We start from the raw sequence: 25219 nt of genomic DNA on the forward strand, positions 1-25219 counted from the left end.
GGCAGCCGTCATGGGGGACCTGGACAAGACCTTTCGCGCGATCGACGTCGGCGACGGCGGGGACGGACGGTGGGCCGCCCACACGCTCCCGCTGTGGTCGCTCGCCGAGGAGTGGATGACCGAGGAGGGCCGCACCCCCGAGGGGGCGGAACGGGCCCGGAAGCTGTTCGAGACACACATGCCGGAGCTGGTCCCGGTACTGGAGCGGCTCGTCCGACAGCTCGACCGGCCCGACGCGGAGGCCTTCCTCACCCTCGCGACCCTGCGCCCCTTCTTCTCGGGCTGCACCCAGATCGGCGCCCCCGGAACCCTGCTGCGCAACTACGACTTCGACCCCGACGAGTGCGAGGGCGTGATCGTCCGCTCCGACTTCCTGCGTCCGGTGATCGGTATGCAGGACGCGGCCTGGGGGCTGCTGGACGGGATGAACGACGCCGGGCTCGCGGTGTCGCTCACCTTCGGCGGGCGCCTCGTCCACGGCCCCGGCTTCGCCGTGCTCATCGTGCTGCGCTATCTGCTGGAGACCTGCGACACCGTCGACGAGGCCGTGGGCAGGCTGCGGTCCATCCCGGTCTCCCTCCCGCAGAACGTCACCCTCGTCGACCGCGAGCGGGCGGTCACCGTGTACGTGGGGCCGGACATCGAGCCGACCGAGGCCCCGGACGCCTGCGCCGCCAACCACCAGCATCTGCCGGTGCCCGACGAGCAGGAGCGGTTCTCCCGGACCGGGCGGCGGCTGGCGGCGGTCCGCGCGGCGGGCGTGGACGTGGCGGCGATGCTTCGCCCGCCGCTCCACCAGACCGCGTACGACGAGGGGCTGGGCACTCTCTACACCGCGCACTACCGGCCCGGCGAGGGACGCGTCACCTACCACTGGCCCGGTGAGTCCTGGGAGCAGTCCTTCGACGCGTTCGCGCCGGGGGAGCGCACGATTCGCCTTGGGCGGCGCGGCTGAACCAGGCCCGCCGGGGGCACCGACCTCTCCCGAGCCGTCCGTCATGCCCGCCGTCGACAGCCCCGACCCCGACGGACTGCTCCCCGACCAACTGACCGCGCTGCTCGGCCCGTTGGTGACGTCACCGCACTGCGTCGGCCTCGACGTCACCCTCCACGACCCCGATCTCGACCCGGACGGCACGGCGGGCGCGCTGCTCACGGACATCGTGCTCGCCGCGCTCGCCGGCCGGTCCCGCGGCTGAGGGACCGGGGCGCCATCGGCTATCCGGGTGCGCGGCGGTCGGCGTACTCGTACACCGAGCCGTCCGGGTGCACGGCGATCAGATTGCGGCCGACGGGCGTCGGCACCGGGCCCGCCAGGACCCGGGCACCGGAGGCGGTGAGCACCCGGTTCGCCTCGTCGACGTCCTCGACCGCGATGGTCGCGGCCACCTTCCGCAGCACCTCCAGCTCGGACTCCGGGCCGCTCATCAGCAGGAAGCACCCGATGGCGGCGACCTGGACGCCGCCGCGCTCGAAGCGCATCGCCGGTCCGCCCGAGAGTCTCTCGTAGAACGGCACCGCGGCCTCAAGGTCGTCGACGCAGATACGGAGCGTGGTTCCGAGAATCTCCATACGGAAAAGCCTAGTTGGAAAACCGTCCGGACCGGCCACGCGGGAGATCGTTCCGCACGGCCGCCCCGGCGGGGTCCGTGTGCGGGCCCGCCCGGGGTCCCGCACGCCGCGTTACCCGGGGAGGGCATCGGGTACCCGGGCGGCATGGACCGCCTGGATCATCTGGAACATCTGGACAAGCACCTGGTCGACGAGCTGGCGCTGGTGGCCCGCGAGACCGTGCGGGACGAGCTGCGGCAGCAGACCCGCAAGCAGCGTCGCCGGGCCGCGCTCTACGCGGCGTCCGGTGCCCTCGCCCTGTACGCGGGTGCCGCGCTGGCGCTCGCCCTCGGTCTGGCGCTCTCGTCGGTCCTGCCCGACTGGGCCGCCGCGCTGATCACGGCCGTCGTGCTCGGCGCCGCGGCGTACGTCCTGAGGGGCGCCGCCCGTCCCTCCGCGTCCCGGCCCGGCGCCGGGCACGGGGCCGGGCGCGCCACCGGTCATGACCATGGCGCCGGTGACATCGCGCCGGGCATGCCGCCGGGTGGGGTGGCACCGGCCGGTTACCCGCCGGTCCCGCCCGTCGCCCCGGCCGCCGGGCCGGTGCCGGGTACGCCGGGCGGGGCGCCGCCCGCGCCGGGCGGTGACCCGGAGACACCGCACCACAGGGCGTGACGCGCCATGGGTGCCGCGCTGTCGGGACGCCGTCGCAGGGCCGTGGTGGTCACCGGGGCCAGCGGCGGCGTCGGCCGTGCCACCGCCGTGGCGTTCGCCGTCCGGGGCGACCGGGTGGCGCTGCTCGCGCGCGGACGTGAGGGTCTCGCCGCGGCCGCCGACGATGTCGAGCGGGCCGGGGGCGAGGCCCTCGTCGTGCCCGTCGACATGGCCGACGCCAAGGCGGTGGAGGACGCCGCCCAGCAGGTCGTCGACGCCTTCGGGCACATCGACGTCTGGGTCAACAACGCCTTCGCCGGAATCTTCGCGCCGTTCCAGGACATCACCCCCGACGAGTTCCGACGGGTCACCGAAGTGACCTACCTGGGCTATGTGTTCGGGACCCGGGCCGCGCTGCGGCACATGCTGCCCCGCGACCACGGCACGATCGTCCAGGTCGGCTCGGCGCTCGCCTACCGGGGCATCCCGCTCCAGTCCGCGTACTGCGGCGCCAAGCACGCGATCCAGGGCTTCAACGAGTCGCTGCGGTGCGAGCTGCTGCACGACGGGTCGCGGGTGCGGACGACCATGGTGCAGCTGCCGGCCATGAACACACCCCAGTTCGAGTGGGTGCTGAGCCGGCTGCCGGGACGGGCACGGCCCGTGGCCCCGATCTTCCAGCCGGAGGTCGCCGCGCGGGCGGTCGTGCACGCGGCCGGGCACGGGAGGCGGCGCGAGTACTGGGTGGGCGGCTCGACCGTGGCGACCCTGATCGCCAACGCCGTCGCGCCGGGACTCCTCGACCGGTACCTCGGCCGCACCGGGTTCGCCTCGCAGCAGGACCAGGGGGAGCACACCGGGAACGGCAATCTGTGGGTGCCGGCGGACGGCCCCCACGGGCGGGACCACGGGGCGCACGGGCGCTTCGACGCCGAGGCCCGGACCAGGAGCGCGCAGGACTGGGCGTCACGCAACCGCGACCGGGTGGGCGCTGTGGTCGCGGTCGGCGGGCTGGGCGCGGCGCTGACCGCCGGTCTGCGCCGCCTGGGCCGGACGCCGTCGCGCCGGTAGGGCCGGTAGGAACAGCGGAGACGAGGGGAACCGGGGGTGTGCCGGCGTCAGCCCTGGCGGAGCTGCGGCAGCACCTTCGTGCGGTAGAAGTCGAAGAAGCCGCGCTGGTCGGGGCCGATCTGACCGACGTACACGCGGTCGAAGCCCGCCTCGACGAAGGTCCGCAGCTCACGGACGTGCTCGTCCACGTCGTCGCCGCACACCGTGTTCTCGCCGACCGTCTCCTCGGTCACCAACGGTCCCAACTGCTCGAAGTGGCGGGGCGTCGGCAGGATCTGGCCCATCTCGCCGGGCAGGTACTGGTTCGGCCAGAGGCGGTGGGCCGTACGGACGGCCTCCTCGCGGTCCTGGCCCCAGCACACCTTCGTACCGCCGCTGACGAGCTTGCCGCCCCCGCCGCCCTTGCGGTACTGCGTCACCATCTCCTCGTCCGGGCCCATCGTGATGAAGCCGTCGCCGACGCGGGCGGCCAGCCCGGCGGCCTTCGGTCCGAACCCGGAGATGTCGATCGGGACGGGCTCGTCGGGGACCGTGTAGAGGCGGGCGTTCTCCACGGTGTAGTGCGGCCCGTGGTGGGTGACCTCCTCGCCGGTGAACAGGCGCCGCATGATCTGGATCGACTCCTCCAGCATCTCCAGGCGCACGTTCGTCGGCGGCCAGTGCGTGCCGAGGATGTGCTCGTTGAGGGCCTCGCCCGAGCCGAGGCCGAGCCGGAACCGGCCCCCGGTCATCACCGCGCTGGTCGCCGCGGCCTGCGCCACCACCGCCGGGTGGATCCGGACGGTCGGGCAGGTCACCGCCGTCTCGACGGGCAGCGACACGGCCTCCGACAGAGCGCCGATCACCGACCACACGAACGGGCTCTGGCCCTGTTCGTCGTTCCACGGGTGGTAGTGGTCCGAGATCCACAGGCAGTCGAATCCGGCCTGCTCGGCCATCCTCGCCTGCTCGATGAGGTCAGCGGGACCGAACTCCTCGGTCGCCAGGAAGTAGCCGAACTCGGGCATGGGGGGTGTCCTCAAGTGGTGCGGGTCAGGTCGCGGTCCGGGTACCCGGAGGTCACGGTGGAAACCCCCGGCCTCGGCGGCCCCCACCGGTTTGGGCGCCCCCACCAGGGGGACGCGATAGGCCCGTACGGCGTGGGCCGAAAGCCCCGAGTTCGAGGCCGTACGCCCAGATCGGACCATCGAGGACTCCACGACCGAGGACTCCGTACGCGCGACCCCGCCGGAGGCGAACCGTGAGTCGACCCCGCATCGTGATCGTCGGTGCCGGCTTCGCCGGCTACCGGACGGCCCGCACCCTGGAGCGGCTGACCCGGAACAAGGCCGACATCACCCTGCTGAACCCGACCGACTACTTCCTGTATCTGCCCCTGCTGCCCCAGGTCGCCGCCGGCATCCTGGAACCGCGCCGGGTCACCGTCTCCCTCACCGGCACCCTGCGCCACACGCGCCTGGTGCTCGGCGAGGCCGACGGGATCGACCTCGACGCACGCACCGTGCGCTACGCCGACCCCGAGGGCGGTGTCGGCACCCTGACCTACGACCGGCTGGTGCTCGCCGCCGGCAGCGTCAACAAACTGCTGCCCATCCCCGGCGTCGCCGAGCACGCCCATGGCTTCCGCGGTCTGCCGGAAGCGCTGTACCTGCGCGACCGCGTGACCCGGCAGGTCGAGCTGGCCGCCGGCTCCGAGGACCCCAAGTCCTGCCGCTCACGCTGCACCTTCGTGGTGGTCGGCGCCGGGTACACCGGCACCGAAGTGGCCGCCCAGGGGCAGCTGTTCACCGACGAGCTGGTGCGGGGGCAGCCACGCTGGGACGGTGTGCGGCCCCGGTGGATGCTGCTCGACATCGCCGAGCGCGTGATGCCGGAGATGGACGAGAGGCTGTCCGCCACCGCCGACCGGGTGCTGCGGCAGCGGGGCGTCGACGTACGGATGGGGACCTCCGTGAAGGAGGCGACACCCACCGGAGTGCTGCTGAGCGACGGGGAGTTCGTCGACACCCGCACCCTGGTGTGGTGCGTGGGCGTACGGCCCGATCCGCTCGCCGAGTCCCTCGGGCTGCCCATGGAACGCGGCCGGCTGCTCGTCGAGCCCACGCTCCAGGTGCCGGGCCGCCCCGAGGTGTTCGCCTGCGGGGACGCGGCCGCCGTGCCCGATCTGACCAAGCCCGGCTCGTACACGCCGATGACCGCGCAGCACGCCTGGCGGCAGGGCAAGGTCGCGGCCCTCAACGTGGCCGCCTCCCTCGGCCGCGGTGAGCCGAAGCCGTACCGCCACAGCGACCTGGGTTTCGTCGTGGACCTCGGTGGGGTCAAGGCCGCCGCCAACCCCCTCGGCATCCCCCTGTCCGGGCCCGTCGCCGGAGCCGTCACCCGCGGCTACCACCTGGCCGCCATGCCCGGAAACCGCGTCCGTGTCGCCGCCGACTGGCTCCTCGACGCGGTCCTGCCCCGCCAGGGCGTCCAACTCGGCCTCGTCCGCTCCTGGTCGGTCCCCCTGGACACGGCCTCCCCGGAACTGGCGAAGGTACCCGCCCCCGCGTCGCCGAAGCGGACCGACCCCTCGCACACGCCCGCACCGGGTGCGGAAGGAGACTCATGAACAGCCGTCAACTGAACGAGCTGGCCCAGCAGTTGCGCGTCGACAGCATCCGCTGCTCGGCGGCGGCCGGGTCCGGGCACCCCACGTCGTCGATGTCGGCGGCGGAACTGATGGCGGTGCTGACGGCCCGGCACTTCCGCTACGACTTCGAGCGGCCCGAGCACCCCGGCAACGACCGCTTCGTGCTGTCGAAGGGCCACGCCTCGCCCCTGCTGTACGCGGCGTACAAGGCGGCCGGGGCGATCAACGAGACGGAGTTGATGACCTACCGCAAGCTGGGCAGCCGCCTCGAAGGGCACCCCACGCCCCGCCGTCTGCCCTGGGTGGAGACGGCCACCGGGTCCCTCGGCCAGGGCCTGCCCGTGGCCGTCGGCATCGCGCTCGCCGGGAAGCGGCTGGACCGCACCGGCAACCGGGTCTGGGTGATGTGCGGGGACAGCGAACTCGCCGAGGGCTCCGTCTGGGAGGCCGCCGAGCACGCCGCGTACGAGCACCTCGACAACCTGACCGCGATCGTCGACGTCAACCGGCTCGGCCAGCGCGGCCCCACCCGGCACGGCCACGACCTGGACGCCTACGCCCGCCGCTTCGCCGCCTTCGGCTGGCACACGATCGAGATCGACGGCCACGACGTGGACGCCGTCGACCGCGCCTACGGTGAGGCCGCGTCCACCAAGGGCCAGCCCACCGTGATCCTCGCCCGCACCCTCAAGGGCAAGGGCGTCGAGGCCGTCCAGGACCGCGAAGGGCTGCACGGCAAGCCACTCAAGGACGCCGACGAGGCGATCGCCGAACTCGGCGGCCCGCGCGATCTCCGCGTCGAGGTCCCCGAGCCGCCCGCCGCGCGGATGCTGCACGCCGTACGGACCGGGCACCTGGAGCTGCCCCGCTACGACATCGGCGACGAGGTGGCCACCCGTGACGCCTTCGGGCAGGCGCTCGCCGCGCTGGGCGGCGCCCGTGGCGACGTCGTCGCCCTGGACGGCGAGGTCGGTGACTCCACCCGTACCGAGTTCTTCGCCAAGGAACACCCCGACCGGTTCTTCGAGTGCTACATCGCCGAACAGCAACTCGTGGCCACGTCGGTGGGGCTCGCGTCGCGCGGCTGGGTGCCGTTCGCCTCGACGTTCGCCGCGTTCCTCACCCGCGCCCATGACTTCGTCCGCATGGCCTCGATCAGCGGGGCCGGCATCAACCTCGCCGGCTCGCACGCCGGGGTCGCGATCGGCCGGGACGGGCCCTCGCAGATGGGCCTGGAGGACCTGGCGATGATGCGCGCCGTGCACGGCTCGACCGTGCTGTACCCGTGCGACGCCAACCAGACCGCCAAGCTCGTCGGCACCATGGCCGACCTCGAAGGCGTCCGCTATCTGCGCACGTCCAGGGGCGACACCCCCGTCGTCTACAGCCCGACCGAGGACTTCCCCGTCGGCGGCAGCAAGGTGCTGCGCGCCTCGGACGACGACCGGCTGACCGTCGTCGCCGCCGGGATCACCGTGCACGAGGCACTGAAGGCCGCCGACGCGCTGGGCCGCGAGGGCATCCCGATCCGGGTGATCGACCTCTACTCGGTCAAGCCCGTCGACCGCCGCACCCTGCGGGAGGCCGCGGAGCGCACCGGCTGCCTCGTCACCGTCGAGGACCACCACGCGGAGGGCGGCCTCGGCGACGCGGTCCTGGAGGCCTTCGCCGACGGGCGGCCGGTGCCCCGACTGGTGCGCCTCGCGGTGCGGGACATGCCGGGCTCCGCCTCCCCCGAGGAGCAGTTGCACGAGGCGGGCATCGACGCGGAGGCGATCGCGGCAGCGGGCCGCCTCCTGGTGGAGCACGCGATCGCGCCCTGACCGGCGCGCCGGGAACGGTCCGTACGGAGTGAGGAGTTGACCATGGGGGCCGCACGCACCCTGCGGGTCGGTCGGCGCGGCGTGGAGATCCACCGCCCCGAGAAGGTGCTCTTCCCCGCGGACGGCGGTGGTGGCAGCGGTGACGGCGGTGGGCAGGGGCAGGGCGGCGGCAAGGAGTACACCAAGGGTGACCTCGTGGCGTACTACCGGGCCGTCGCCCCGTTCATGCTGCCGCATCTGCGTGGGCGCCCGCTGATGCTGGAGCGGCACCCCGACGGCCTCGGCGGCCCCACCTTCATGCAGAAGAACACCCCCGACCACTATCCCGACTGGATCGAGCGGGTGGAGGTGGCCAAGGAGGGCGGCACGGTCGTCCACGCGGTCTGCGACGACACTGCCACCCTCGTCTACCTCGCCGACCAGGCCTGCGTCACCCTGCACCGCTGGCTGTCCCGGACCGGCCGGATCGACCGGCCCGACCGGATGGTCCTCGACCTGGACCCGGCCGAGGACGACTTCGGCCAGGTCCGCCGAGCGGCCCGCGACGTCAAGGAGCTGCTCGACGAGCTGGGGCTGCCGTCGGCGCCGATGACCACCGGCTCCAAGGGCCTGCACGTCGTCGTGCCGGTGAACGGGCACGACGACTTCGACGCGGTGCGCGACGTCGCCCGGGAGATCGCCGAGGAACTGGTCCGCGCCCATCCCGAGCGGCTCACCACCGCCGTCCGCAAGAAGGACCGGGGAGGGCGCCTCTACCTCGACATCCAGCGCAACGCCTACGCCCAGACCGCGGTCGTCCCCTTCACCGTACGGGCCCGTCCCGGTGCCCCCGTCGCCACACCGATCACCTGGGAGCAGCTCGACGACCCCGCCGTCGACGCGCGCCGCTGGACGATCGAGGACGCCGTCGACCAGGCCCGCACCGACCCCTGGGCCGGGGTGATGCGTCGGGCCCGTGCCCTCGGACCGGCCCGACGGCGGCTCGGCACGCTGCGCGGTTGAGACCGTACGCACCCGGAAGGTTTGGCCAACGGCCGGAGGGCCACTCGGTGTTCGAGGTGGCCATGTCGAACACATCCAGCACATCCAAGACACAGCGTTCACAGAAAAGTCAGACAACGCAGAAGAATCAGACATCACGGGAAGCGGACGAACCGGAGGAGGGGCGGGAGTCGTCCGGGTCCTCCCGGGACGAGGCGGCCGAGAGCCGTCCCACCCCCATGCAGATACTGCGCCACGCGCGGACCCAGCTCGCGGAGCTGACCGGCATGGCGCCCGAGTCCGTGTCGTCCTTCGAACAGACCGAGGACGGCTGGACGTTGGAGGTCGAGGTCCTGGAGATGGCCAGGGTGCCCGACACCATGAGCCTGCTCGCGAGCTACCAGGTGGAGCTCGACGCGGACGGTGAGCTCACCGGTTACCGGCGCGTCCGCCGCTACGAGCGCGGGAGGGCCGACCCACGTCGTTCCGGCGGCCGCTAGGCCGTCGTCCGGCATCGGCATCCCGTGACACCGGCATCACAGACGTCGGCGTCACCAGACATCAGCAACCCCAGACATCAGCAACCCCAGACACCAGCATCCCCAGAAGGAGGAACGGCCGGCATGACCGTAGTCCCGGCACAGCAGTCCGGTGGTGGAGGCGGCAGCAGCGGTCTCTACGACGTCCTGGAACTGGTCCTCGACCGAGGACTGGTCATCGACGCCTTCGTACGGGTCTCCCTCGTGGGCATCGAGATTCTGAAGATCGACGTGCGGGTCGTCGTCGCGAGCGTCGACACCTATCTGCGCTTCGCCGAGGCGTGCAACCGGCTCGACCTGGAGGCCGGGCCGCGCAAGGACCCCGGCCTGCCGGACCTCGTCGGTGAGATCACCGAGTCCGGCGCACGCGGCAAGTCGAAGGGGGCGCTGTCCGGCGCCGCGGAGACGATCTCCGATGCCTTCAAGCAGGCCCGCGACGACGGCCAGACCGAATCGCGACCCCGGGCCCGCAAGTCCACCAGCTCGCGCAAGAGGGAGGAACAGGAGTGAGCACGTACGTCTACGGCATCACGGCCGGCTCGCACACCGCTCTCCCCGAGGGCATGGGCGGGGTCGGTGACCCGCCGCGCCCCGTGCGCATCCTGAAGGAGGGCGAGCTGGCGGCGATCGTCAGCGACGCCCCCGAGGGGCTGCGCCCCAAGCGCAGGGACCTGCTCGCCCACCAGAACGTGCTGAGCGAGGCGGGCGGTGGCGGCTCCGTGCTGCCCATGCGGTTCGGCAGCGTCGCCCAGGACGACGCGGCCGTCACCGGGGTGCTCGCCGAGCGCGCCGAGCACTACCGGGAGCGGCTGGGAGCCCTCGACGGCAAGGTCGAGTACAACGTCAAGGCCAGCCACGACGAGCAGGGTGTGCTGCACCGCGTGATGAGTGAGAACGCCGAGCTGCGGGCGCTGGCGGAGGCCAATCGCAAGGCCGACGGCGGCACCTACGAGGACCGGCTGCGGCTCGGTGAGATGGTCGCCGGCGCGGTGCAGCAGCGGGAGGCCGAGGACGCGGCGGAGCTCCGGCGGGCGCTGGAGGAGGCCGCGACCGCCGTGAGTGTGGGCCCCGAGTCCACCGGCTGGCTGGCCAACCTCTCGTACCTGGTCGACCGGCGGTCGGCCGAGGTGTTCCTCGCCGCCGTGGAGCAGCTCCGCAAGAGCCATCCGCACGTCGAACTGCGGGTCAACGGTCCGCTGCCGCCGTACAGCTTCGTCGAGCCGGGTCCCGCCCAGCACGCGGAGGCGGAGACGGAAGCGGCGCACTGAGCGCGCCGCGCGCACGGCGCACGAGGTCGAAGGAGGCGAGTGCATGGGTCTGATCTCCGAGGTGCTGCTGCTGCCGTTCGCACCGGTGCGCGGCAGCCTCTGGGCGGTGGGACAGGTGCTGGCCGAGGCCGAGCGCCAGTACTACGACCCGGCGGCCGTCCGCGCCGAACTCGCCCGCCTCGAGCAGCGGCTCGACGCGGGCGAGATCGATGAGGAGGAGTTCGACCGCTTGGAGGACGAGCTTCTGGAGCGGCTGGAGATCAGCGCGCGCAGGGGCACGGGAAACGGCGACGGGACGACATGATGAACCGAGTGGGACTGGGCCTCGCTGTCGGGGCCGGATACGTCCTCGGACGTACGAAGAAACTGAAGCTCGCCTTCGCGGTCGGCACCATGGTGGCGGGCAAGCGGCTGAACCTGGGGCCGCGGGCGATCGCGGACCTGGTGTCCCAGCAGCTGAAGGACAATCCGCAGTTCAAGGAGATCGGCGACCAGCTGCGCGGTGATCTGCGCGGAGTCGGCAAGGCGGCCACCGGAGCCCTGGTCGAACGCCAGATCGAAGGTCTGGCGGACCGGCTCCACGGCCGCACCTCCCAGGTGCGCGACCAGCTCTCCGCAGCCGCCCCCGGGCGGTCGGACCGCGACGAGGACGCGTACGAGGACGAGGACGCGTACGAGGACGAGCGCGCCGAAGCGTCCGACGAGGACGACGAGGGCGACGAGGAGGGTGCCGACGCCCGGTCCGACGCGGACGACGCCGAGGCCGGCGACGGGGGCGAGGAACCGGAGCGTGAGCGTCCGGCGAGGAAGACCGCCGGGCGGGCCGCGAAGAAGGCCCCCGCGAAGAAGACCGCCGCCCCGGCCGCGCGCAAGGGCACGGCGAAGAAGACCGCCGCCAAGAAGACGGCCGCCAGGAAGACCACCCCGGCCAAGAAGACCGCCCGCAAGGCCACCCGGTCGCGGGCCACGAGGGGAGGCGGTGGCGATGACTGAGACCGTGGGCGCGGCGACCGGCCGCGCGACGAGGACGGCGAAGGGCGCCACCGACACGGCGAAGGGCGCGGCGAGCGGCAGCCCGCTCTCCGACCTCGCCCACAGCCCCGCCGTCGACCATCTGAAGGAGGAGGCGCGGGAATTCCTCTCCGCGCAGGCCCAGCGGATGCTGGTGGGCCTCGGCCGCAAGCTCGGCGAGACCACCGGCAAGCTGAACGACATCGCCGACGGCAACAGCCCCGGCTTCGCCCAGCTCGCCCTGGAGGGCGGCCGCAAGCTCGCCGAGGGCAAGGGGCCGCTGCGCACCGCCCTGGAGGTCGGCGCGGGCCGGGCCAAGGACAACGTGCTGGGCGCCCTGAAGAACCTCGGCGGCGGCAAGGGCGGCCGCGGGGGCGGGGCGGGCAGCAAGCCCACGGTCATCCTGGAGTCCATAGACGTGGGCGTGCCCGTGCGCACGGCGTACGACCGGTGGACCCGCTACCAGGACTTCAGCACCTTCGCCAAGGGCGTCAAGAGCGCCGGCCGGGCCGACGACACCCACTCCGACTGGCAGCTGAAGGTCTTCTGGTCCAATCGCAGCTGGAAGGCCCACACAACCGAACAAGTGCCCGATGACCGGATCACCTGGACGTCCGAGGGCGCCAAGGGCACCACGAAGGGCACGGTCTCCTTCCACGCGCTCGCGGACAACCTCACGCGGGTGCTGCTGGTGATCGAGTACTACCCGAAGGGCCTGTTCGAGAAGACCGGCAACCTCTGGCGCGCCCAGGGCCGCCGCGCTCGGCTCGACCTCAAACATTTCGCCCGCTTTGTCACTCTTAAGGGTGAAGCGGAGGAGGGTTGGCGCGGGGAGATCCGTGACGGCGAGGTCGTGCGCTCCCACGAGGACGTGGTGGCGGAGGAGGAGCGCGAGGAGTCCCGCGACGACGACGAGGCCCGCGACGAGCCCGAGGACGCCGAGGACGCCTACGAGGACGACGAGGGCGCCTACGACGAGGAGGAGCCCGACGACGAGCCCCGGGACGCGGACGAGGCCGACGAGGAGCCCGACGAGGACGAGTACGCGGACGACGAGGGCGCCGAGGGCGCGTACGAGGAGGACCCCGAGGGCACCGACGAGGCGGAGGACGCGTACGAGGACGACGTCGAGGAGGACAGCGACGAGGAACCGTACGACTATGAGGACGAGGAACAGGCCGCCGTGGGCGGGAGCCGCCGGTGACCTTCCCCAGCCGAGTCCCCGAGCCGTACGGCCAGAACGGCAGCGCCAACCTCGCCGACATCCTGGAGCGTGTACTGGACAAAGGTCTGGTGATCGCGGGCGACATCCGGATCAACCTGCTCGACATCGAACTGCTCACCATCAAGCTGCGCCTCATCGTCGCCTCCGTCGACAAGGCCAAGGAGATGGGCATCGACTGGTGGGAGACCGACCCGGCCCTGTCGTCGCACGCCCGCCGCGACGAACTCTCCCGGGAGAACGCCGAGTTGCGCGCCCGGCTCGCCGAGCTGGACGACGGCCGTCCCCGGCGTGAGCCGGAGCCGGCCGTCGAGCGCGGCCGTGCCAGAGAGGAGCCCTCATGACCGGACTGCGCTACGTGTACGCCGTGTGCCGACCCTTCGACGCGCCGCTCCAGTCCCAGATCACGGGGGTCGGGGGCGCCCCTCCCCGGCTGCTGCGCCACCGCGACCTGATCGCCGTCGTCAGCGAGGTGCCCGAGCGGGACTTCGCGGAGCAGCCGCTCCGCGCCCACCTGGAGGACCTCGACTGGCTGACCGAGACCGCCCACGCCCACCAGAACGTGATCGACGCGCTCACGGTGGTCACCACCCCGCTCCCGCTGCGCCTCGGCACCGTCTTCCACGACGACAGCGGTGTACGGGTCATGCTGGAGGCCCGCGAGGAGGGCTTCCTGCGCACCCTGGACCGGCTGTCGGGCCGGGTGGAGTGGGGCGTCAAGGTGTACGCGGAACCGGAGGCCGAGGCCGAGGAGCAGCCCCGGGAGCCGGTGAAGGCCACCAGCGGGCGGGACTATCTGCGGCAGCGGCGGCGCAGCCGGCAGGCCCACGAGGAGATGTGGGAGAAGGCCGACCGGTTCGCCCGCCGACTGCACGAGACCCTCTCGGAATGCGCCGAGGACACCCGGCTGCACGCACCCCAGAATTCCGCGCTCTCCGGTGCGCCCGGCCGCAATGTACTGAACGCGGCCTATCTGGTGCCGCGCCGGAATTCCGAGGAGTTCGTGGAACTCGTGGACCGCACGAAGAACGAGGAACCCGGATTGCGCGTGGAACTCACCGGACCCTGGGCCGCCTATTCCTTCAGTGGTGAGGAGCCCGGCGACAGGGAATCCGACGGCATGAGCGGAGAGAATTCGTGACCGTCATAGAACGCCGGGAGGTGGCCCTCGTCGACCTGCTCGACCGGCTGCTCGCCGGCGGGGTCGTCATCACCGGTGACCTCACCCTGCGCATCGCGGACGTCGACCTCGTCCGTATCGACCTGAACGCGCTCATCAGCTCCGTGAACGCGAATGTGCCCGCACCCTGGGGAGGCAGCGAGTGACCGGCCGCAACCGTCTCGAACTGGAGCCCGACACGGTGGAACGCGACCTGGTCAAGCTGGTCCTCACCGTCGTCGAGCTGCTCCGTCAGCTCATGGAGCGGCAGGCGGTGCGCCGGTTCGACACCGGGGAGCTCACCGAGGAGCAGGAGGAGCGCATCGGGCTCACCCTGATGCTGCTCGACGACCGGATGACCGAGCTGCGCGAGCGCTACGGCCTGCGGCCCGAGGACCTCAATCTGGACCTCGGGCCGCTCGGGCCGCTGCTCCCCAGGGACTGAGCCTTCCCGGATTCAGGCGGGCTTACGGCAGAGGATCTCTCCGTGCAGTACGGCGAACCAGCCGTCCTCCCGCCGCCCCCATTCCCGCCACGCCGCCTCGATCGTCCGCAGCTGCTCCTCGGTGGCGTGACCGCCCTCGGTGGCCCGCTCGGCGTACGCGGAGGCGACCGTGCGGTCCGCCCACAGCCCGCTCCACCAGGCCCGCTCCTCGGCGGTGGAGTACGTCCACGTGGAGGAGGAGGCCGTGATGTCGGTGAGCCCGGCCCGCAGGGCCCAGGACTTCAGCCGGCGCCCGGCGTCCGGCTCGCCGCCGTTCGCCCGGGCCACCCGCCGGTACAGGTCGAGCCAGTCGTCCATGCCCGCCGACCGCGGGAACCACGTCATCGCCGCGTAGTCCGAGTCGCGGACGGCGATCAGGCCGCCGGGCCTGGTCACCCGCGCCATCTCACGCAGCGCCTGCACGGGGTCGCCGACGTGCTGGAGCACCTGGTGGGCGTGGACCACACAGAAGGTGTCGTCCGGATGGTCCAGCGCGTGGACGTCGGCGACCGCGAAGTCCACGTTGGCCAGGCCCCGTTCGGCGGCCGTGGCCCGTGCCTGCTCCAGGATGCCGGGGGCGTGGTCGACGCCGGTGACGTGACCGTCCGGGACCAGGGCGGCGAGGTCCGCGGTGATGGTGCCGGGGCCGCACCCGATGTCCAGGACCTTCATGTGCGGCTTCAGCGAACCGAGGAGGTACGCCGCCGAGTTGGCGGCCGTCCGCCAGGTGTGCGACCGCAGTACCGACTCATGGTGCCCGTGCGTGTAGACGGCGGTCTCCCGCGCTTTCGACATGGCCCTTCCCCTTCTCCAGGTCTTGGGGGAACCGTACGCGCCCATGCCGAATATTGAGACCGCCGTCTTGAATGTTGGACGAGCCTGAATGGGCGGGAGGCCGCCGGACCGCCCGCCGGGCCGCCCGCCCGGGGTCAGTCGAGAGGCCGGTAGACCGTGAGCGCCTCCGGGAGCTTTCGCAGCGTCAGATCGCCGTGCACCTCGGTGACTTCGCCGTCGTACGCCAGTGGGGTGCCCGGTGTGACGCCCTCGACGCGGAGCCGGTTCACCCGGACCGCGGCGTGTGCGGGGGAGCGGGTCAGCGGGCCGGCGAGGGCCGCCGCCAGCAGCCGCAGCGCCGGGCGGCGCCCGCCGTGCACGACCCGGACGTCCAACAGCCCGTCGGCGAGGTCGAAACGGTGGCCGGGGGCCAGGCCCAGCCGGTGGTACGTGCCGTTGCCCGCGAACAGCAGCCAGATCGGGTGCGGCCGGCCCTGGAACGTGGCCTGGAGCGGGTGCCGGTCGGAGCGCAGGACACGCACCGCCGCGATCACCCCGGCCGGCCAGCCGCCGAGCATCCGCTCCCAGCGCTCGCGCTCCCGCACCAGCTCCGGGTACACGCCCACGCTGAAGGTGTTGACGAAGTGGCCCTCCGTCTCACCGGACCGGAAGTGGCCCACGTCCACCCGGACGGCCTCGCCCCGGCGCAGGGCGCGGCCGAGATCGCGGACGTCCTCCACGCCGAGGTCGTGCGCGAAGTGGTTGAGCGTGCCGCCGGGCAGGACCGCCAGGGGCAGGCCGTGGCGCAGGGCGACCTCGGCGGCGGCGTTCACCGTGCCGTCGCCGCCGCACACGCCGAGCACCCGGGCGTGGGTGGCCGCCTTCTCCAACTCGGCGCGCAGGTCCTCCGGTTCGCACTCCACGGTCTCGGCGCCGGGGAGCGCGTCCCGCAGGGCGCGTACCCGGTCGGCCGTGCCGGAGGCGGTGTTGGCGACCATGACCAGGCCCTCGCCGTCCGGCAGCGCGGGCGCGTCCGCGCGGGGGCGGCCGGGGGGCGCGAGCTGGTCGCGGGTCGGCACCATGCCCCGGACGGCGTAGGCGGCGCCCACGCCGAACGCGGCGCCGACCAGGACGTCGCTCGGGAAGTGCACGCCCGTGTACACACGTGACAGCGCGACGGCGGTCGCGAGCGGGGCGACCGCCGCGCCCCAGCCTCGGGACTCCAGGGCGACGCCGGTCGCGAAGGCGGCGGCGGAGGCCGAGTGACCCGACGGGAACGACGTCGTGATCGGCTGGCGCTTCAGCCGGCGCATGGCGGGGACGTTGTCGAGGACCGGGCGGGGGCGGCGCACCGTGCGCTTGCCGAGGGTGTTGATCGTCGCCGAGGCGAGGGCGAGGGAGGCCACGCCGCGGGCGGCGGCCCGGCGGGCCCTCGGGCTGCGGGTCGCGGCGATCACGGCCGCCGTGGCGAACCAGAGGACGCCGTGGTTGGCGGCGCGGCTCAGCCTCGGCAGCATGGGGTGGGCGCCCGGCCACTCGCGGGTCGCCACCGCGTTGAAGAGGCGGCTGTCCGCGGCGAGGAAACGGTCCCGGAGGATGTGGTGGCCCGGCGGGCGGACGGTGAGGTCGACGTCTGCGGTCATGGCTCCACGGGTACCCCATGGTGCGCAAACCGTGTCAGGCGGGGGTGCCCTCGGGCCACCGGCCCGCCGGAGCCGGATGCGGCCCGCCCGGGACGCGAACGGGGCCCGGAGGCCCTGCCGCCCGTGGCGGGCCGGGAAAGCGCGGCCCTGTCGCGGCTGGGGGAGCCGGCCGGGCGGGAGCACCGACCCGCAGCAGGGTCACTGACCGCTCCCGGTCTCACAGCCGGGCCGCCGGGGCGCTGCCGCTCGTGCCGTGGCCGGGGCGCCGGGCCTGTGGCCGGGTGCCGGGCGCTGCCACCCGTATCGCGGCCAGGCTGCCGGACGGTGCCCCCCGTGTCGTGGCCGGGTGCCTGGCGCCGTCGCTCGTGTCGTGGCCGGGGTGCCTGGCGGTGCCCCCCGCATCGCGGCCGTGGCGCCGCTCGGTGTCGCTCGTGTCGCGGCCGTGGCGCTGGGCGGTTCCGGGCTTGTGGCCGGGTGCCGGGCGCTGCAACTCGTGTCGTGGTCGGGGTGCTGCCGCTGGCCCCCGTATCGCGGCCGTGGCGCCGGGCGGTGCCACCCGTGCCGTGGCCGGGGCGTCGGTGGCGGGGTGGCTTATCGGTTTGCTTCCGGGTTCGTGGGGCTCGGAGAATGCGCCGCATGGGATATCTCGAAGCGGCGCATCTGGAGTACTACCTTCCTGACGGGAGGGCCTTGCTCGGCGATGTGTCGTTCCGGGTGGGCGAGGGCGCCGTGGTCGCCCTCGTGGGTCCCAACGGCGCCGGGAAGACCACTCTGCTGCGGTTGATCTCCGGGGAGCTGAAGCCCCACGGGGGATCGGTCACCGTGACCGGCGGGCTCGGCGTGATGCGCCAGTTCGTGGGCTCCGTACGCGACGAGACGACCGTCCGGGACCTGCTCGTGTCCGTGGCGCAGCCCGGCATCAGGGAGGCCGCCCGCGCCGTCGACACGGCCGAGCACGGGATCATGACCGTCGACGACGAGGCGGCCCAGCTCGCCTACGCCCAGGCCCTCTCCGACTGGGCCGAGGTCCGCGGCTACGAGGCCGAGACCCTCTGGGACATCTGCACCACGGCCGCCCTCGGCATGCCGTACGAGAAGGCGCAGTGGCGGCAGGTGCGGACCCTGTCCGGCGGTGAGCAGAAGCGGCTCGTGCTGGAGGCGCTGCTGCGCGGCACCGACGAGGTGCTCCTTCTCGACGAGCCCGACAACTACCTCGACGTTCCCGGCAAGCGCTGGCTGGAGGAGCGGCTCGCGGAGACCCGCAAGACCGTCCTGTTCGTCTCCCACGACCGGGAACTCCTCTCCCGCGCCGCCCAGAAGATCGTGAGCGTGGAACCGGGCCCCGCGGGCGCCGACGCCTGGGTGCACGGCGGCGGGTTCGACACGTACCACGAGGCCCGCCGGCAGCGGTTCGAGCGGTTCGAGGAACTGCGCCGCCGCTGGGACGAGAAGCACGCCCAGCTGAAGAAGCTCGTACTGACGCTCCGGCAGGCCGCCGCGGTCAGCCATGAGATGGCCTCGCGGTACGCCGCCGCCCAGACCCGGCTGCGCAAGTTCGAGGAGGCAGGGCCGCCGCCCGAGCCGCCGCGCGAGCAGGACATCACCATGCGGCTCAAGGGCGGCCGCACCGGCGTACGGGCCGTGACCTGCGCCGGGCTCGAACTGACGGGCCTGATGAAACCCTTCGACCTGGAGGTCTTCTACGGCGAGCGGGTCGCCGTCCTCGGCTCCAACGGCTCCGGCAAGTCGCACTTCCTGCGGCTGCTCGCCGGTGAGGACGTGGCCCACTCGGGCCAGTGGAAGCTCGGCGCCCGGGTCGTCCCCGGGCACTTCGCGCAGACGCACGCCCATCCGGAGCTGGAGGGGCGGACCCTGCTCGACATCCTGTGGAAGGAGCATGCGCAGGACCGGGGCGCCGCCATGTCACGGCTGCGCCGCTACGAGCTGACCAGACAGGCCGAGCAGCCCTTCGACCGGCTCTCCGGCGGCCAGCAGGCCCGCTTCCAGATCCTCCTCCTGGAACTCCAGGGAGTCACCGCCCTGCTCCTCGACGAGCCGACCGACAACCTCGACCTGGAGTCGGCGGAGGCACTCCAGGAGGGCCTGGAGGCCTTCGAGGGCACGGTGCTCGCGGTCACCCACGACCGCTGGTTCGCGCGTTCGTTCGATCGCTATCTCGTGTTCGGTTCCGACGGCCGGGTCCGGGAGACCCCGGAGCCGGTGTGGGACGAGCGCCGGGTGGAGCGCGCCCGCTAGAACACACGCCGTCCGGGGGGCGGCGCGTCACCCGTCCCCGGCGCGTGGCGAGCCACCGCGCAGCGGAGCAGCCGGTGTCGCGGCGGGTGTCACGGCCGGTGTCACGGCGGGTGTCACGTCCGGCGCAGCAGCGCGCCGAGGCCGCCGCCCGGCCACCGGCCCGGCGTCCTCGCCGCCGGGGGCGCCGCGCAGCTCGAAGCGGGCCCCCCGCCGGTCCACGTACGCCACCACGCACACCGGGTCCTCCCCGGCGGGGTCCAGCAGGGGAGCCGTCCGCGGCAGCGGCGCCCAGAAGGCCCGGTTCGCCGGGGGAGGCGCGGCCAGCGGCGGATCGAGGACCACCCGCCCGTCATGGGCGAACAGCGCACGGCCGTGCGGCTCGGTGTCGGGCCGCAGCTCCTCCACCGCCCGGTGCACGGCCCGGCACGTCGCCTCGTCCGCCCCCTGCTCGACGAGCTCATGGGAGACGGCGGCCGCCGCCAGGGACCGCTCCCGCCCCATGGACTCGGAGGGCGCGGCCGTACCGGCGTACACGGAGGCCCAGGGCCCCGGATGTTCGTACAGTGGATGGAGGAACGCGAGATCCATGGCTCCCTCCCGGACGCCGCTCGGGGTGACGCTTGCCGGGCGGGTACCCGGACCTCATTGGAGGCATACGAAGATCGGGGTACCACCATGACCGGAGTGCACCCGGACCAGCTGGACGACCAGCAGTTGATGAAGGAGCTGGAGTCGATCCACCGGACGCGTCACGACACGCTGCTGCATGGATCGGCCGAAGCGCTGCGCACCCACAACGAGCGGATGGCGCAACTGGAGGGCGAGTACCTGCGCCGTCATCCGCGCCGCCCGGTGGTCTCCGGGCGCACCCGCGAGGGCGCACGGGACCGGGGACCGGGGCCGTCATGACGCGTACCACGTCCGACCCGGCCGGCGACACGTCCGGCTCGGCGGAGCCCCATCCACTGCTCGCCCGGCACGCCGAGGCCCAGGACCTCTTCGGCGACCGGGTGCACGCCGTCCGCGACGACCAGTGGGGCGCCGCCACCCCGTGCGCCGAGTGGACGGTCCGCGACCTCGTCAACCATCTCGTCTCCGAGCAGCTGTGGGTGCCGCCGCTGGTCCGGGACAGCCGCATGATCGAGGAGGTCGGCGACACGTTCGACGGGGACCTGCTGGGGCCCGACCCGGCCGCGTCCTGGGACACGGCGGCCCGCTCCGCGCGGGAGGCGTTCGCCGCGCCGGGAGCGCTCGAACGCACCGTCCACCTGTCGTACGGGGACACCCCGGCCACCGCGTACTGCGCGCAGATGATCGCGGACCTCGTCGTCCACGCCTGGGACCTGTCCCGCGCGATCGGCGCGGACGAGCGTCTCCCCGAGGAACTCGTGACGTTCACGACGCAGGAGATCGCCCCGTACGCGGGGGATCTGGAGAAGAGCGGACTGTTCGCGGCCCCCGTGGAGCCGCCGGCGGGCGCCGACGCGCAGACCGCGCTGCTGTGCCTGCTCGGCCGCCGGCCGTAGCGGCGCGATGAGCAGGGGGCGCCCGCACGTCTGTGCGAGCGCCCCCTGTGTCGTGCTGTGTCGTGCTGTGTCGTGCCGGGCTCAGACGCCGGCTGTCTGGAAGACGTCGAGGAAGGCCTCGCAGAACGCCTTCAGGTCGTCGGGCTTGCGGCTGGTGATCAGCTTGTTGGGCCCGTGGTCGCAGACCCTCACCTGCTCGTCGACCCATTCGCCGCCCGCGTTGCGGATGTCCGTGCGCAGGCTGGGCCACGAGGTGAGGACCCGGCCGCGGACCACGTCCGCCTCGACCAGCGTCCACGGCGCGTGACAGATCGCGGCGACCGGCCGGCCCCGCTCGAAGAACTCCCGCACGAACGAGACGGCCTTCTCGTCCATCCGCAGGAAGTCCGGGTTGGCCACGCCGCCGGGCAGCACCAGCGCGTCGAACGACTCGGCAGGCACCTCGCCCACCACGTCGTCCACGGCGAACGTGTCCGCCTTGTCCAGGTGGTCGAACGCCTGGACGTGGCCCGGCCGCGTCGACACCAGCACCGGCTCGTGACCGGCGTCCTTCACCGCCTGCCAGGGCTCGGTCAGTTCGATCTGCTCCACACCCTCCGGTGCGGTCAGGAATGCGATACGCATAGCGTTCGGTCTCCTTTCTTCTTGGACGTCGCAGGTCGGACGGGGTTCCCGTCCGGTCAGCCCTGGCCGTCGCCGTCCCGGGTGCCGGCCACCGCCTGCGCGAGCTGGTGCACGGAGTCGTAGCGGTCCTTCTTCGGCAGCCGCTCCAACGGCTCGACGAGGCTGTCCGGAGCGTGCTTGTCGCGCATGACGCCGATCAGCTCGCCGGGCCGCGCCGGGAACGAGGTGCGGCCCAGAACCCGGGCCAGCTCCAGGCGCAGCGTCTCCACCCGGGCGGGTGCGCGGCTCGGTGTCACCGGCCCGTGCGCGACCTCCGGGTCGTCCTCGGCGTACGGCTCCGGGTCGTGCCACTCCTCCGTCCGGGTGGGGTGCCCGGACCGGAGCAGCCCCTGAAGTTCGTGCTTCATCTCGTCGTCGCGGTGGACGTTCAGCCGGTCGCTGCCTCGCTGCATGACTCCCCTCCATGGTTGGCGTGGCCCCCGCGTACCCGAGGACCCGGCGTCGACACGGGCGATCCGGCGGCGGCCGGTTCCGTTCCTCGTACGGGGTTGTTCCTCGTACGGGGCTCCGCTTGCCGTCCGGGTTTGCCCGCCCGCGCCGGGGAGACCCGCCCTGACACCCCCCACCGCACATTCCCTGGGGAAGGACCGGGCCCATGGCGGTGATCGCCGTGATCATTCCGATGCTGATGCTCTGCGCCGTTCTGGCGCTGGGCCGCTACGAGGAGGTACTGCTGCCACCCGTCGAGGACCCCGACCCCGACCCGGCGGTACCGGCCCGCTGACCACCCCGCGGACGGACACCGTGCTGGGCGTACGCGGCCCGGCCCCGCCTTCTGCAGGGCTGTGAACGTGCTGCGCTCGGCGGCGCCCCGGCCGGGGCGCCGGTCGCGTCACTTGTCGGACGAAAGGAAATAGTTCAGTCCCCGTGGCCCTGACCTGGGCACTGAACTCTTCTCTGCATGGAAGGAAGTAGCGACCCTCGCGCGGAACAGTTCAGTGCGCAGACCACGATCGCACCGGGCCGCCCACGGCACCAGCGGCTCTCGAGTCAGGCTGGGGTCCAGTGCCCTTCTCGTCCAGCCATTCCAGCCCCCACAGCGTCAATGCCCTGGCGGCGGATTCCGGAACGCGTTCGTGGAACTTCCGCCGGGCTTCGGTCACCGAGGCCGCGCTCTGTCCCTCCCAGCCTCCGGCGTAGACAGGGGAGCCGTGGGCTGGGCTGCCGGTGAGGGCTTGCCAGATCCACGCTGCGGCGTGGCGTTGCCGCTGACGAGTAACGCCCATCCGTACTGGACGGAAGATCGAGAACAGGCTGTCATAAGGGACTTCGAGAAGTTCGGATAGCGCTCTCCGGCGAGCGGCGTAGTCAATGGCTCCTCGTTTCCGCAATAGATCGGCCAAAGTGCGAATTCCGCTCCAAAAAGCCTGAGAGTCAGGGATTCGCTGGGTAGTTTTTCCCCAATTTCCTTTGCGGCGCTGTGGAGCGTCTAGCGAGTCTTCGGCTTGGGCCCAAGTCTCTGCCCCGGCCAGGCGAGCGAGCGCGAGGGAGCAGAAGTGCCTGCCGATGACAGGTGTGGTTCCGGGAAGGTGAACGGCCATGACGTTGCGGTAGTCATCAGCGTCTATCAGATTCGGAATATGCCGGAACTCCAGGGCGACGGATGATCCAGTGGGAACGGCGCCGGCGATTCGTCTCTGGTGGGGAACGATCGCCGTCATCATGCGATGTAGTCCCGCCGGGTGCTGGATGCCGCGCAGCGGGTTGCGGCCACTGTGCCTGGTTTGCCGTTCTGCGGCCAACCTGCGCGCCCAAGGAGCAAGATGGCGTGCGCCAGCACCCCAGTCGGAGGCGTTCAGGATGGGTTCCGCGAGTGCGAGAGCGGCGGCAGCTTCGGACGCGGTGCCCGGCATCGCGCTGGCCCCACCGGGTACTGCGCGAGGGCTGAGTGCGCGCTGTGTGCGGACGGCGGCGAATGTGTCCGCGGCGAACCCGGGAAGTTCCGCGAGTTCGTCATCGTGGACGACCAGTCGCGCAGCTGCCGTCAGGTAGCGCAGAGCATCGAACCATTCGGCGCCGGAGACAGGCTCGCCGGCCAGCCGGGCCGCACCGCCGTCGGCAATGGCGAGCGCGCGCACTTGCAGATCAACCAACGCATGTGGGACCGAGAGAGTGGGGATGTCTGCGATCCGCTGGCGGCATACTTCCGGCTGGCTCGCTGCCACCGGGTTCGGCGAGCGGTTTCCGCATTCCTGCGTGTCCCGTGCGTAATGGGTCCCTGTAGGGAGACCTGTAGGCTTCTTGTTCCCGCCTCCGCGCCGCAATCTGACGCCGCAGGCAGGGCATATGTCGACGAGAAGGCACCGATGGACGGGACATACGGCTGCGATGCCCAGGCGCCACCACACCGGCCATACCCCACTCCCTGAAAGGCAATGTGGGCAGGCGCGACTTTGGTAGGCCAGGAACCACTGGTGGCGAGTCAGACGAGGCAGGGTTGTTACGTCGTTTACGTCAAGACGCGAAAAATTGAGGGCAGTTCCGTCATATCGAGCAAGCTGCATCTGTCGCAGTGTTTTGGTGGTCAGCCCAGTCGTCAGCTGCAGGCCAGCCAGGCTGGCCGGTGTAAGGGTGACGCCGAAGAATAGCGGTCGCCTCATTTTCCCTGCCGAGCTGAATTCAAGTCCCAGTACCCGGGCTGCGATACCCGGCGGCACGTCCAATTTGATGGCAGCGCGATCCACCCAGGAGTGGAACGCTTCGCCTTCCACAGGGGCGGGCACAACGGGAAGTCGGCGGAGCCGCGTCGCGTGAGCTGACAGCTGGGGGTGGACGACGTCCCGCCGTCGGGCAGTGGTAGGTTCCGCCAAGTGCTCGTTTCTCATGTCTAGCTTGCCGCCACCTTCGATCCTACTGCGGCTTTCTGGCGGCGCTGCTGTACGACTTTCCGGTACGTGGCCTGGGCGTATTCGCTAATCTCGATGCGGTCCATGAGCTTGCGTGTGATCGCCTCCTCCCCGCTCATGACTGCTTCGATTGCGGATTCACGGAACAGATCGGTGAGGGCGCAGATGCTGCCATCGGTACGATCGTAGAAGTACGAGCAAAGCTTCACGAGTTGGCCGGGCCTGTGCCTGTACAGCACGAGAGTGTCCTCCAGTGCTTTGACGGTCTCCGCCCATTCGAGCTTTTCCTGAGCAGTTTTGCATCCGAACTTGCGGACCGGGTAGCGAGTGTTTCGTCCTGAGGTTTGGGTGGCCCGCGAGGCAGCCTGGCCTTCGAGGAACAGTCCGGATTTCTCAAGGTCGACGCCGGTGTAGACGAACGTTGCCGCGGTTTCGTTGGCGATGTACTTCAAGTGATCGTTGACCACTCGTCCCTCTTTTGCCGACATGTCCAAGAAGTGCACATCATCAATGATCACGAGCTCCGTGCCGACGTCCGACAGGACGGAGAGCACGTGGTTGGTGATGTCGGTCTGGGTATCCCGGCCGCGTTGCACCATGCCGAGATAGTCGGCCAACAGTACCGAGAGGTCCTTGGGCGTGGCTCTGGCCGGAATGCTGAGATAGACGACGGGTGTGTAGTCGATGACCATCCCGTTGGATTCATAACCGTCCTGAAACCTTTCTGGGTGCTTGCGGCGCAGCCGTCTCTCATAGCGGGCGGCAAACAACTTGACGAGGGTGGACTTGCCGACAGTGGGAGGGCCATCGAAGACAAGGCCGGCTCTGGCCCCCGCAGCCCGCCGGGCGTTGGCCTTCATCCTGCGCTCCATCAGGTAGTGCAGACGCTTGACCTGGGAAGTGTCGATGATCGCGAGGGCACTGTGATAGTTGTCGCGATCCTCATTGAGGTCGTCCTTGTCGTCATCCGACAGCTTCAAGTACTCCTCGTACGGCGGCATGACGGGCTGCTCGGGGGCGCGACTATCGCGGTAGCGCCGCCATTCCTCCTTGTTGCGGGGTTCGGCTAGGCCGGGGTGTCGGAAGGTGCTCACACAG

General features: G+C 71.7%; 28 protein-coding genes and 3 pseudogenes. 21 read left to right on the forward strand and 10 right to left on the reverse strand.

Features of this window, described 5'->3' with window-relative positions; all coding sequences use genetic code 11:
- Positions 1-10: 10 nt before the first annotated feature.
- Positions 11-955: a C45 family autoproteolytic acyltransferase/hydolase gene (locus SMA5143A_RS03835; RefSeq protein ID WP_107461441.1), complete on the forward strand. Its 945-nt coding sequence runs from the start codon at positions 11-13 to the stop codon at positions 953-955.
- 31 nt (positions 956-986) lie between these two features.
- Positions 987-1199: pseudogene (locus tag SMA5143A_RS03840) on the forward strand (arginase family protein); the annotation flags it as partial.
- Between the two features lie 19 nt (positions 1200-1218).
- On the opposite strand, the gene SMA5143A_RS03845 reads toward SMA5143A_RS03840, so the two are convergent.
- The gene (locus SMA5143A_RS03845) at positions 1219-1572 is read right to left on the reverse strand and encodes a VOC family protein (protein ID WP_055539039.1); all 354 of its coding nucleotides are present in this window, start codon (positions 1570-1572) and stop codon (positions 1219-1221) included.
- Positions 1573-1716: 144 nt separating this feature from the next.
- Between SMA5143A_RS03845 and SMA5143A_RS03850 the strand changes: the two genes are divergently transcribed.
- Both SMA5143A_RS03850 and SMA5143A_RS03855 read left to right on the forward strand, forming a co-directional pair.
- Positions 1717-2226 (forward strand): phage holin family protein, encoded by a 510-nt coding sequence (locus SMA5143A_RS03850; protein ID WP_107461443.1) that lies wholly within the window; start codon positions 1717-1719, stop codon positions 2224-2226.
- Between the two features lie 6 nt (positions 2227-2232).
- The gene (locus SMA5143A_RS03855; RefSeq protein WP_107461445.1) at positions 2233-3276 is read left to right on the forward strand and encodes an SDR family oxidoreductase; all 1044 of its coding nucleotides are present in this window, start codon (positions 2233-2235) and stop codon (positions 3274-3276) included.
- A 47-nt stretch (positions 3277-3323) separates the two neighbouring features.
- On the opposite strand, the gene SMA5143A_RS03860 is transcribed toward SMA5143A_RS03855, so the two are convergent.
- A complete protein-coding gene (locus SMA5143A_RS03860) occupies positions 3324-4283 on the reverse strand; it encodes an LLM class F420-dependent oxidoreductase (protein WP_107461447.1) in 960 nt (319 codons plus the stop codon).
- A 233-nt stretch (positions 4284-4516) separates the two neighbouring features.
- Here SMA5143A_RS03860 and SMA5143A_RS03865 point away from each other — a divergent pair, with 233 nt between their 5' ends.
- The 13 genes from SMA5143A_RS03865 (at position 4517) to SMA5143A_RS03925 (ending at position 14353) form a co-directional block, all read left to right on the forward strand.
- Positions 4517-5884: an NAD(P)/FAD-dependent oxidoreductase gene (locus SMA5143A_RS03865; protein WP_107461450.1), complete on the forward strand. Its 1368-nt coding sequence runs from the start codon at positions 4517-4519 to the stop codon at positions 5882-5884.
- Complete coding sequence (locus SMA5143A_RS03870; protein ID WP_107461451.1) at positions 5881-7728, forward strand: transketolase; 1848 nt, start codon at positions 5881-5883, stop codon at positions 7726-7728. The genes SMA5143A_RS03865 and SMA5143A_RS03870 overlap by 4 nt, the downstream gene beginning before the upstream one ends.
- Before the next feature lie 42 nt (positions 7729-7770).
- On the forward strand, positions 7771-8730 hold the full coding sequence (gene ligD / locus SMA5143A_RS03875; RefSeq protein ID WP_107461454.1) for a non-homologous end-joining DNA ligase: 960 nt from the start codon (positions 7771-7773) through the stop codon (positions 8728-8730).
- Positions 8731-8792: 62 nt separating this feature from the next.
- Positions 8793-9209: a gas vesicle protein GvpO gene (locus SMA5143A_RS03880; RefSeq protein ID WP_107461595.1), complete on the forward strand. Its 417-nt coding sequence runs from the start codon at positions 8793-8795 to the stop codon at positions 9207-9209.
- A 123-nt stretch (positions 9210-9332) separates the two neighbouring features.
- Positions 9333-9758, forward strand: a complete 426-nt coding sequence (locus SMA5143A_RS03885) for a gas vesicle structural protein GvpA (RefSeq protein ID WP_107461456.1) — start codon at positions 9333-9335, stop codon at positions 9756-9758.
- On the forward strand, positions 9755-10516 hold the full coding sequence (locus SMA5143A_RS03890) for a GvpL/GvpF family gas vesicle protein (RefSeq protein ID WP_107461457.1): 762 nt from the start codon (positions 9755-9757) through the stop codon (positions 10514-10516). Before SMA5143A_RS03885 ends, SMA5143A_RS03890 begins: the two co-directional genes overlap by 4 nt.
- Before the next feature lie 43 nt (positions 10517-10559).
- On the forward strand, positions 10560-10820 hold the full coding sequence (locus SMA5143A_RS03895) for a gas vesicle protein GvpG (RefSeq protein WP_107461459.1): 261 nt from the start codon (positions 10560-10562) through the stop codon (positions 10818-10820).
- Complete coding sequence (locus SMA5143A_RS03900; protein ID WP_107461460.1) at positions 10820-11509, forward strand: DNA primase; 690 nt, start codon at positions 10820-10822, stop codon at positions 11507-11509. Before SMA5143A_RS03895 ends, SMA5143A_RS03900 begins: the two co-directional genes overlap by 1 nt.
- The gene (locus tag SMA5143A_RS03905) at positions 11502-12731 is read left to right on the forward strand and encodes an SRPBCC family protein (RefSeq protein ID WP_107461596.1); all 1230 of its coding nucleotides are present in this window, start codon (positions 11502-11504) and stop codon (positions 12729-12731) included. Before SMA5143A_RS03900 ends, SMA5143A_RS03905 begins: the two co-directional genes overlap by 8 nt.
- Positions 12728-13093, forward strand: coding sequence for a gas vesicle protein (locus SMA5143A_RS03910; protein ID WP_055512022.1), 366 nt, complete (start codon positions 12728-12730; stop codon positions 13091-13093). The genes SMA5143A_RS03905 and SMA5143A_RS03910 overlap by 4 nt, the downstream gene beginning before the upstream one ends.
- Entirely contained in the window at positions 13090-13890 is an 801-nt protein-coding gene (locus SMA5143A_RS03915; protein WP_107461461.1) for a GvpL/GvpF family gas vesicle protein, read from the forward strand. The genes SMA5143A_RS03910 and SMA5143A_RS03915 overlap by 4 nt, the downstream gene beginning before the upstream one ends.
- Entirely contained in the window at positions 13887-14075 is a 189-nt protein-coding gene (locus SMA5143A_RS03920) for a gas vesicle protein (RefSeq protein ID WP_055512018.1), read from the forward strand. Before SMA5143A_RS03915 ends, SMA5143A_RS03920 begins: the two co-directional genes overlap by 4 nt.
- Entirely contained in the window at positions 14072-14353 is a 282-nt protein-coding gene (locus tag SMA5143A_RS03925) for a gas vesicle protein K (RefSeq protein WP_055539027.1), read from the forward strand. Before SMA5143A_RS03920 ends, SMA5143A_RS03925 begins: the two co-directional genes overlap by 4 nt.
- A 12-nt stretch (positions 14354-14365) precedes the next feature.
- Here SMA5143A_RS03925 and SMA5143A_RS03930 read toward each other — a convergent pair whose 3' ends face one another.
- On the reverse strand, positions 14366-15187 hold the full coding sequence (locus SMA5143A_RS03930) for a class I SAM-dependent methyltransferase (RefSeq protein WP_107461462.1): 822 nt from the start codon (positions 15185-15187) through the stop codon (positions 14366-14368).
- A 134-nt stretch (positions 15188-15321) separates the two neighbouring features.
- The gene (locus SMA5143A_RS03935) at positions 15322-16809 is read right to left on the reverse strand and encodes a bifunctional phosphatase PAP2/diacylglycerol kinase family protein (RefSeq protein ID WP_107461463.1); all 1488 of its coding nucleotides are present in this window, start codon (positions 16807-16809) and stop codon (positions 15322-15324) included.
- Positions 16810-17445: 636 nt separating this feature from the next.
- Between SMA5143A_RS03935 and SMA5143A_RS03940 the strand changes: the two genes are divergently transcribed.
- Positions 17446-19065, forward strand: a complete 1620-nt coding sequence (locus SMA5143A_RS03940) for an ABC-F family ATP-binding cassette domain-containing protein (protein WP_107461464.1) — start codon at positions 17446-17448, stop codon at positions 19063-19065.
- 141 nt (positions 19066-19206) lie between these two features.
- Here the strand turns inward: SMA5143A_RS03940 and SMA5143A_RS03945 are convergent.
- A pseudogene (locus SMA5143A_RS03945) lies at positions 19207-19653 on the reverse strand (hypothetical protein); the annotation flags it as partial.
- Positions 19654-19740: 87 nt separating this feature from the next.
- Here SMA5143A_RS03945 and SMA5143A_RS03950 point away from each other — a divergent pair.
- Positions 19741-19974, forward strand: a complete 234-nt coding sequence (locus tag SMA5143A_RS03950; RefSeq protein WP_099967589.1) for a DUF6158 family protein — start codon at positions 19741-19743, stop codon at positions 19972-19974.
- Entirely contained in the window at positions 19971-20591 is a 621-nt protein-coding gene (locus SMA5143A_RS03955; RefSeq protein ID WP_107461466.1) for a TIGR03086 family metal-binding protein, read from the forward strand. The genes SMA5143A_RS03950 and SMA5143A_RS03955 overlap by 4 nt, the downstream gene beginning before the upstream one ends.
- A gap of 81 nt (positions 20592-20672) precedes the next feature.
- Here the strand turns inward: SMA5143A_RS03955 and SMA5143A_RS03960 are convergent, their stop codons facing one another.
- Together SMA5143A_RS03960 and SMA5143A_RS03965 are read right to left on the reverse strand one after the other, a co-directional pair.
- The gene (locus tag SMA5143A_RS03960) at positions 20673-21215 is read right to left on the reverse strand and encodes a type 1 glutamine amidotransferase domain-containing protein (RefSeq protein ID WP_107461468.1); all 543 of its coding nucleotides are present in this window, start codon (positions 21213-21215) and stop codon (positions 20673-20675) included.
- Positions 21216-21271: 56 nt separating this feature from the next.
- The gene (locus SMA5143A_RS03965; protein ID WP_107461470.1) at positions 21272-21667 is read right to left on the reverse strand and encodes a DUF2795 domain-containing protein; all 396 of its coding nucleotides are present in this window, start codon (positions 21665-21667) and stop codon (positions 21272-21274) included.
- 203 nt (positions 21668-21870) lie between these two features.
- Between SMA5143A_RS03965 and SMA5143A_RS43695 the strand changes: the two genes are divergently transcribed.
- Entirely contained in the window at positions 21871-21999 is a 129-nt protein-coding gene (locus SMA5143A_RS43695; protein WP_258193276.1) for a hypothetical protein, read from the forward strand.
- A 211-nt stretch (positions 22000-22210) separates the two neighbouring features.
- Here the strand turns inward: SMA5143A_RS43695 and SMA5143A_RS43700 are convergent, their stop codons facing one another.
- The 3 genes and pseudogenes from SMA5143A_RS43700 to SMA5143A_RS03975 form a co-directional block, all read right to left on the reverse strand.
- A complete protein-coding gene (locus SMA5143A_RS43700) occupies positions 22211-23353 on the reverse strand; it encodes a hypothetical protein (protein WP_258193277.1) in 1143 nt (380 codons plus the stop codon).
- Between the two features lie 228 nt (positions 23354-23581).
- Positions 23582-24100 (reverse strand): annotated as a pseudogene (locus SMA5143A_RS44680) (TniQ family protein); the annotation flags it as partial.
- Positions 24101-24102: 2 nt separating this feature from the next.
- Positions 24103-25215: a TniB family NTP-binding protein gene (locus SMA5143A_RS03975; protein WP_258193278.1), complete on the reverse strand. Its 1113-nt coding sequence runs from the start codon at positions 25213-25215 to the stop codon at positions 24103-24105.
- Between the last annotated feature and the right edge of the window lie 4 nt (positions 25216-25219).

The sequence above is a fragment of the Streptomyces sp. MA5143a genome (genome assembly GCF_900290235.1).
In the GTDB taxonomy this organism is placed as follows: Bacteria; Actinomycetota; Actinomycetes; order Streptomycetales; family Streptomycetaceae; genus Streptomyces.

Coding starts and splice junctions, on each gene's coding strand:
- SMA5143A_RS03835 (WP_107461441.1), top strand. CDS start 11: ATGGGGGACCTGGACAAGACCTTTCGCGCGATCGACGTCGGCGACGGC.
- SMA5143A_RS03845 (WP_055539039.1), bottom strand. CDS start 1,572: ATGGAGATTCTCGGAACCACGCTCCGTATCTGCGTCGACGACCTTGAG.
- SMA5143A_RS03850 (WP_107461443.1), top strand. CDS start 1,717: ATGGACCGCCTGGATCATCTGGAACATCTGGACAAGCACCTGGTCGAC.
- SMA5143A_RS03855 (WP_107461445.1), top strand. CDS start 2,233: ATGGGTGCCGCGCTGTCGGGACGCCGTCGCAGGGCCGTGGTGGTCACC.
- SMA5143A_RS03860 (WP_107461447.1), bottom strand. CDS start 4,283: ATGCCCGAGTTCGGCTACTTCCTGGCGACCGAGGAGTTCGGTCCCGCT.
- SMA5143A_RS03870 (WP_107461451.1), top strand. CDS start 5,881: ATGAACAGCCGTCAACTGAACGAGCTGGCCCAGCAGTTGCGCGTCGAC.
- ligD (WP_107461454.1), top strand. CDS start 7,771: ATGGGGGCCGCACGCACCCTGCGGGTCGGTCGGCGCGGCGTGGAGATC.
- SMA5143A_RS03880 (WP_107461595.1), top strand. CDS start 8,793: ATGTCGAACACATCCAGCACATCCAAGACACAGCGTTCACAGAAAAGT.
- SMA5143A_RS03885 (WP_107461456.1), top strand. CDS start 9,333: ATGACCGTAGTCCCGGCACAGCAGTCCGGTGGTGGAGGCGGCAGCAGC.
- SMA5143A_RS03895 (WP_107461459.1), top strand. CDS start 10,560: ATGGGTCTGATCTCCGAGGTGCTGCTGCTGCCGTTCGCACCGGTGCGC.
- SMA5143A_RS03900 (WP_107461460.1), top strand. CDS start 10,820: ATGAACCGAGTGGGACTGGGCCTCGCTGTCGGGGCCGGATACGTCCTC.
- SMA5143A_RS03905 (WP_107461596.1), top strand. CDS start 11,502: ATGACTGAGACCGTGGGCGCGGCGACCGGCCGCGCGACGAGGACGGCG.
- SMA5143A_RS03915 (WP_107461461.1), top strand. CDS start 13,090: ATGACCGGACTGCGCTACGTGTACGCCGTGTGCCGACCCTTCGACGCG.
- SMA5143A_RS03930 (WP_107461462.1), bottom strand. CDS start 15,187: ATGTCGAAAGCGCGGGAGACCGCCGTCTACACGCACGGGCACCATGAG.
- SMA5143A_RS03935 (WP_107461463.1), bottom strand. CDS start 16,809: ATGACCGCAGACGTCGACCTCACCGTCCGCCCGCCGGGCCACCACATC.
- SMA5143A_RS03940 (WP_107461464.1), top strand. CDS start 17,446: ATGGGATATCTCGAAGCGGCGCATCTGGAGTACTACCTTCCTGACGGG.
- SMA5143A_RS03950 (WP_099967589.1), top strand. CDS start 19,741: ATGACCGGAGTGCACCCGGACCAGCTGGACGACCAGCAGTTGATGAAG.
- SMA5143A_RS03955 (WP_107461466.1), top strand. CDS start 19,971: ATGACGCGTACCACGTCCGACCCGGCCGGCGACACGTCCGGCTCGGCG.
- SMA5143A_RS03960 (WP_107461468.1), bottom strand. CDS start 21,215: ATGCGTATCGCATTCCTGACCGCACCGGAGGGTGTGGAGCAGATCGAA.
- SMA5143A_RS03965 (WP_107461470.1), bottom strand. CDS start 21,667: ATGCAGCGAGGCAGCGACCGGCTGAACGTCCACCGCGACGACGAGATG.
- SMA5143A_RS43695 (WP_258193276.1), top strand. CDS start 21,871: ATGGCGGTGATCGCCGTGATCATTCCGATGCTGATGCTCTGCGCCGTT.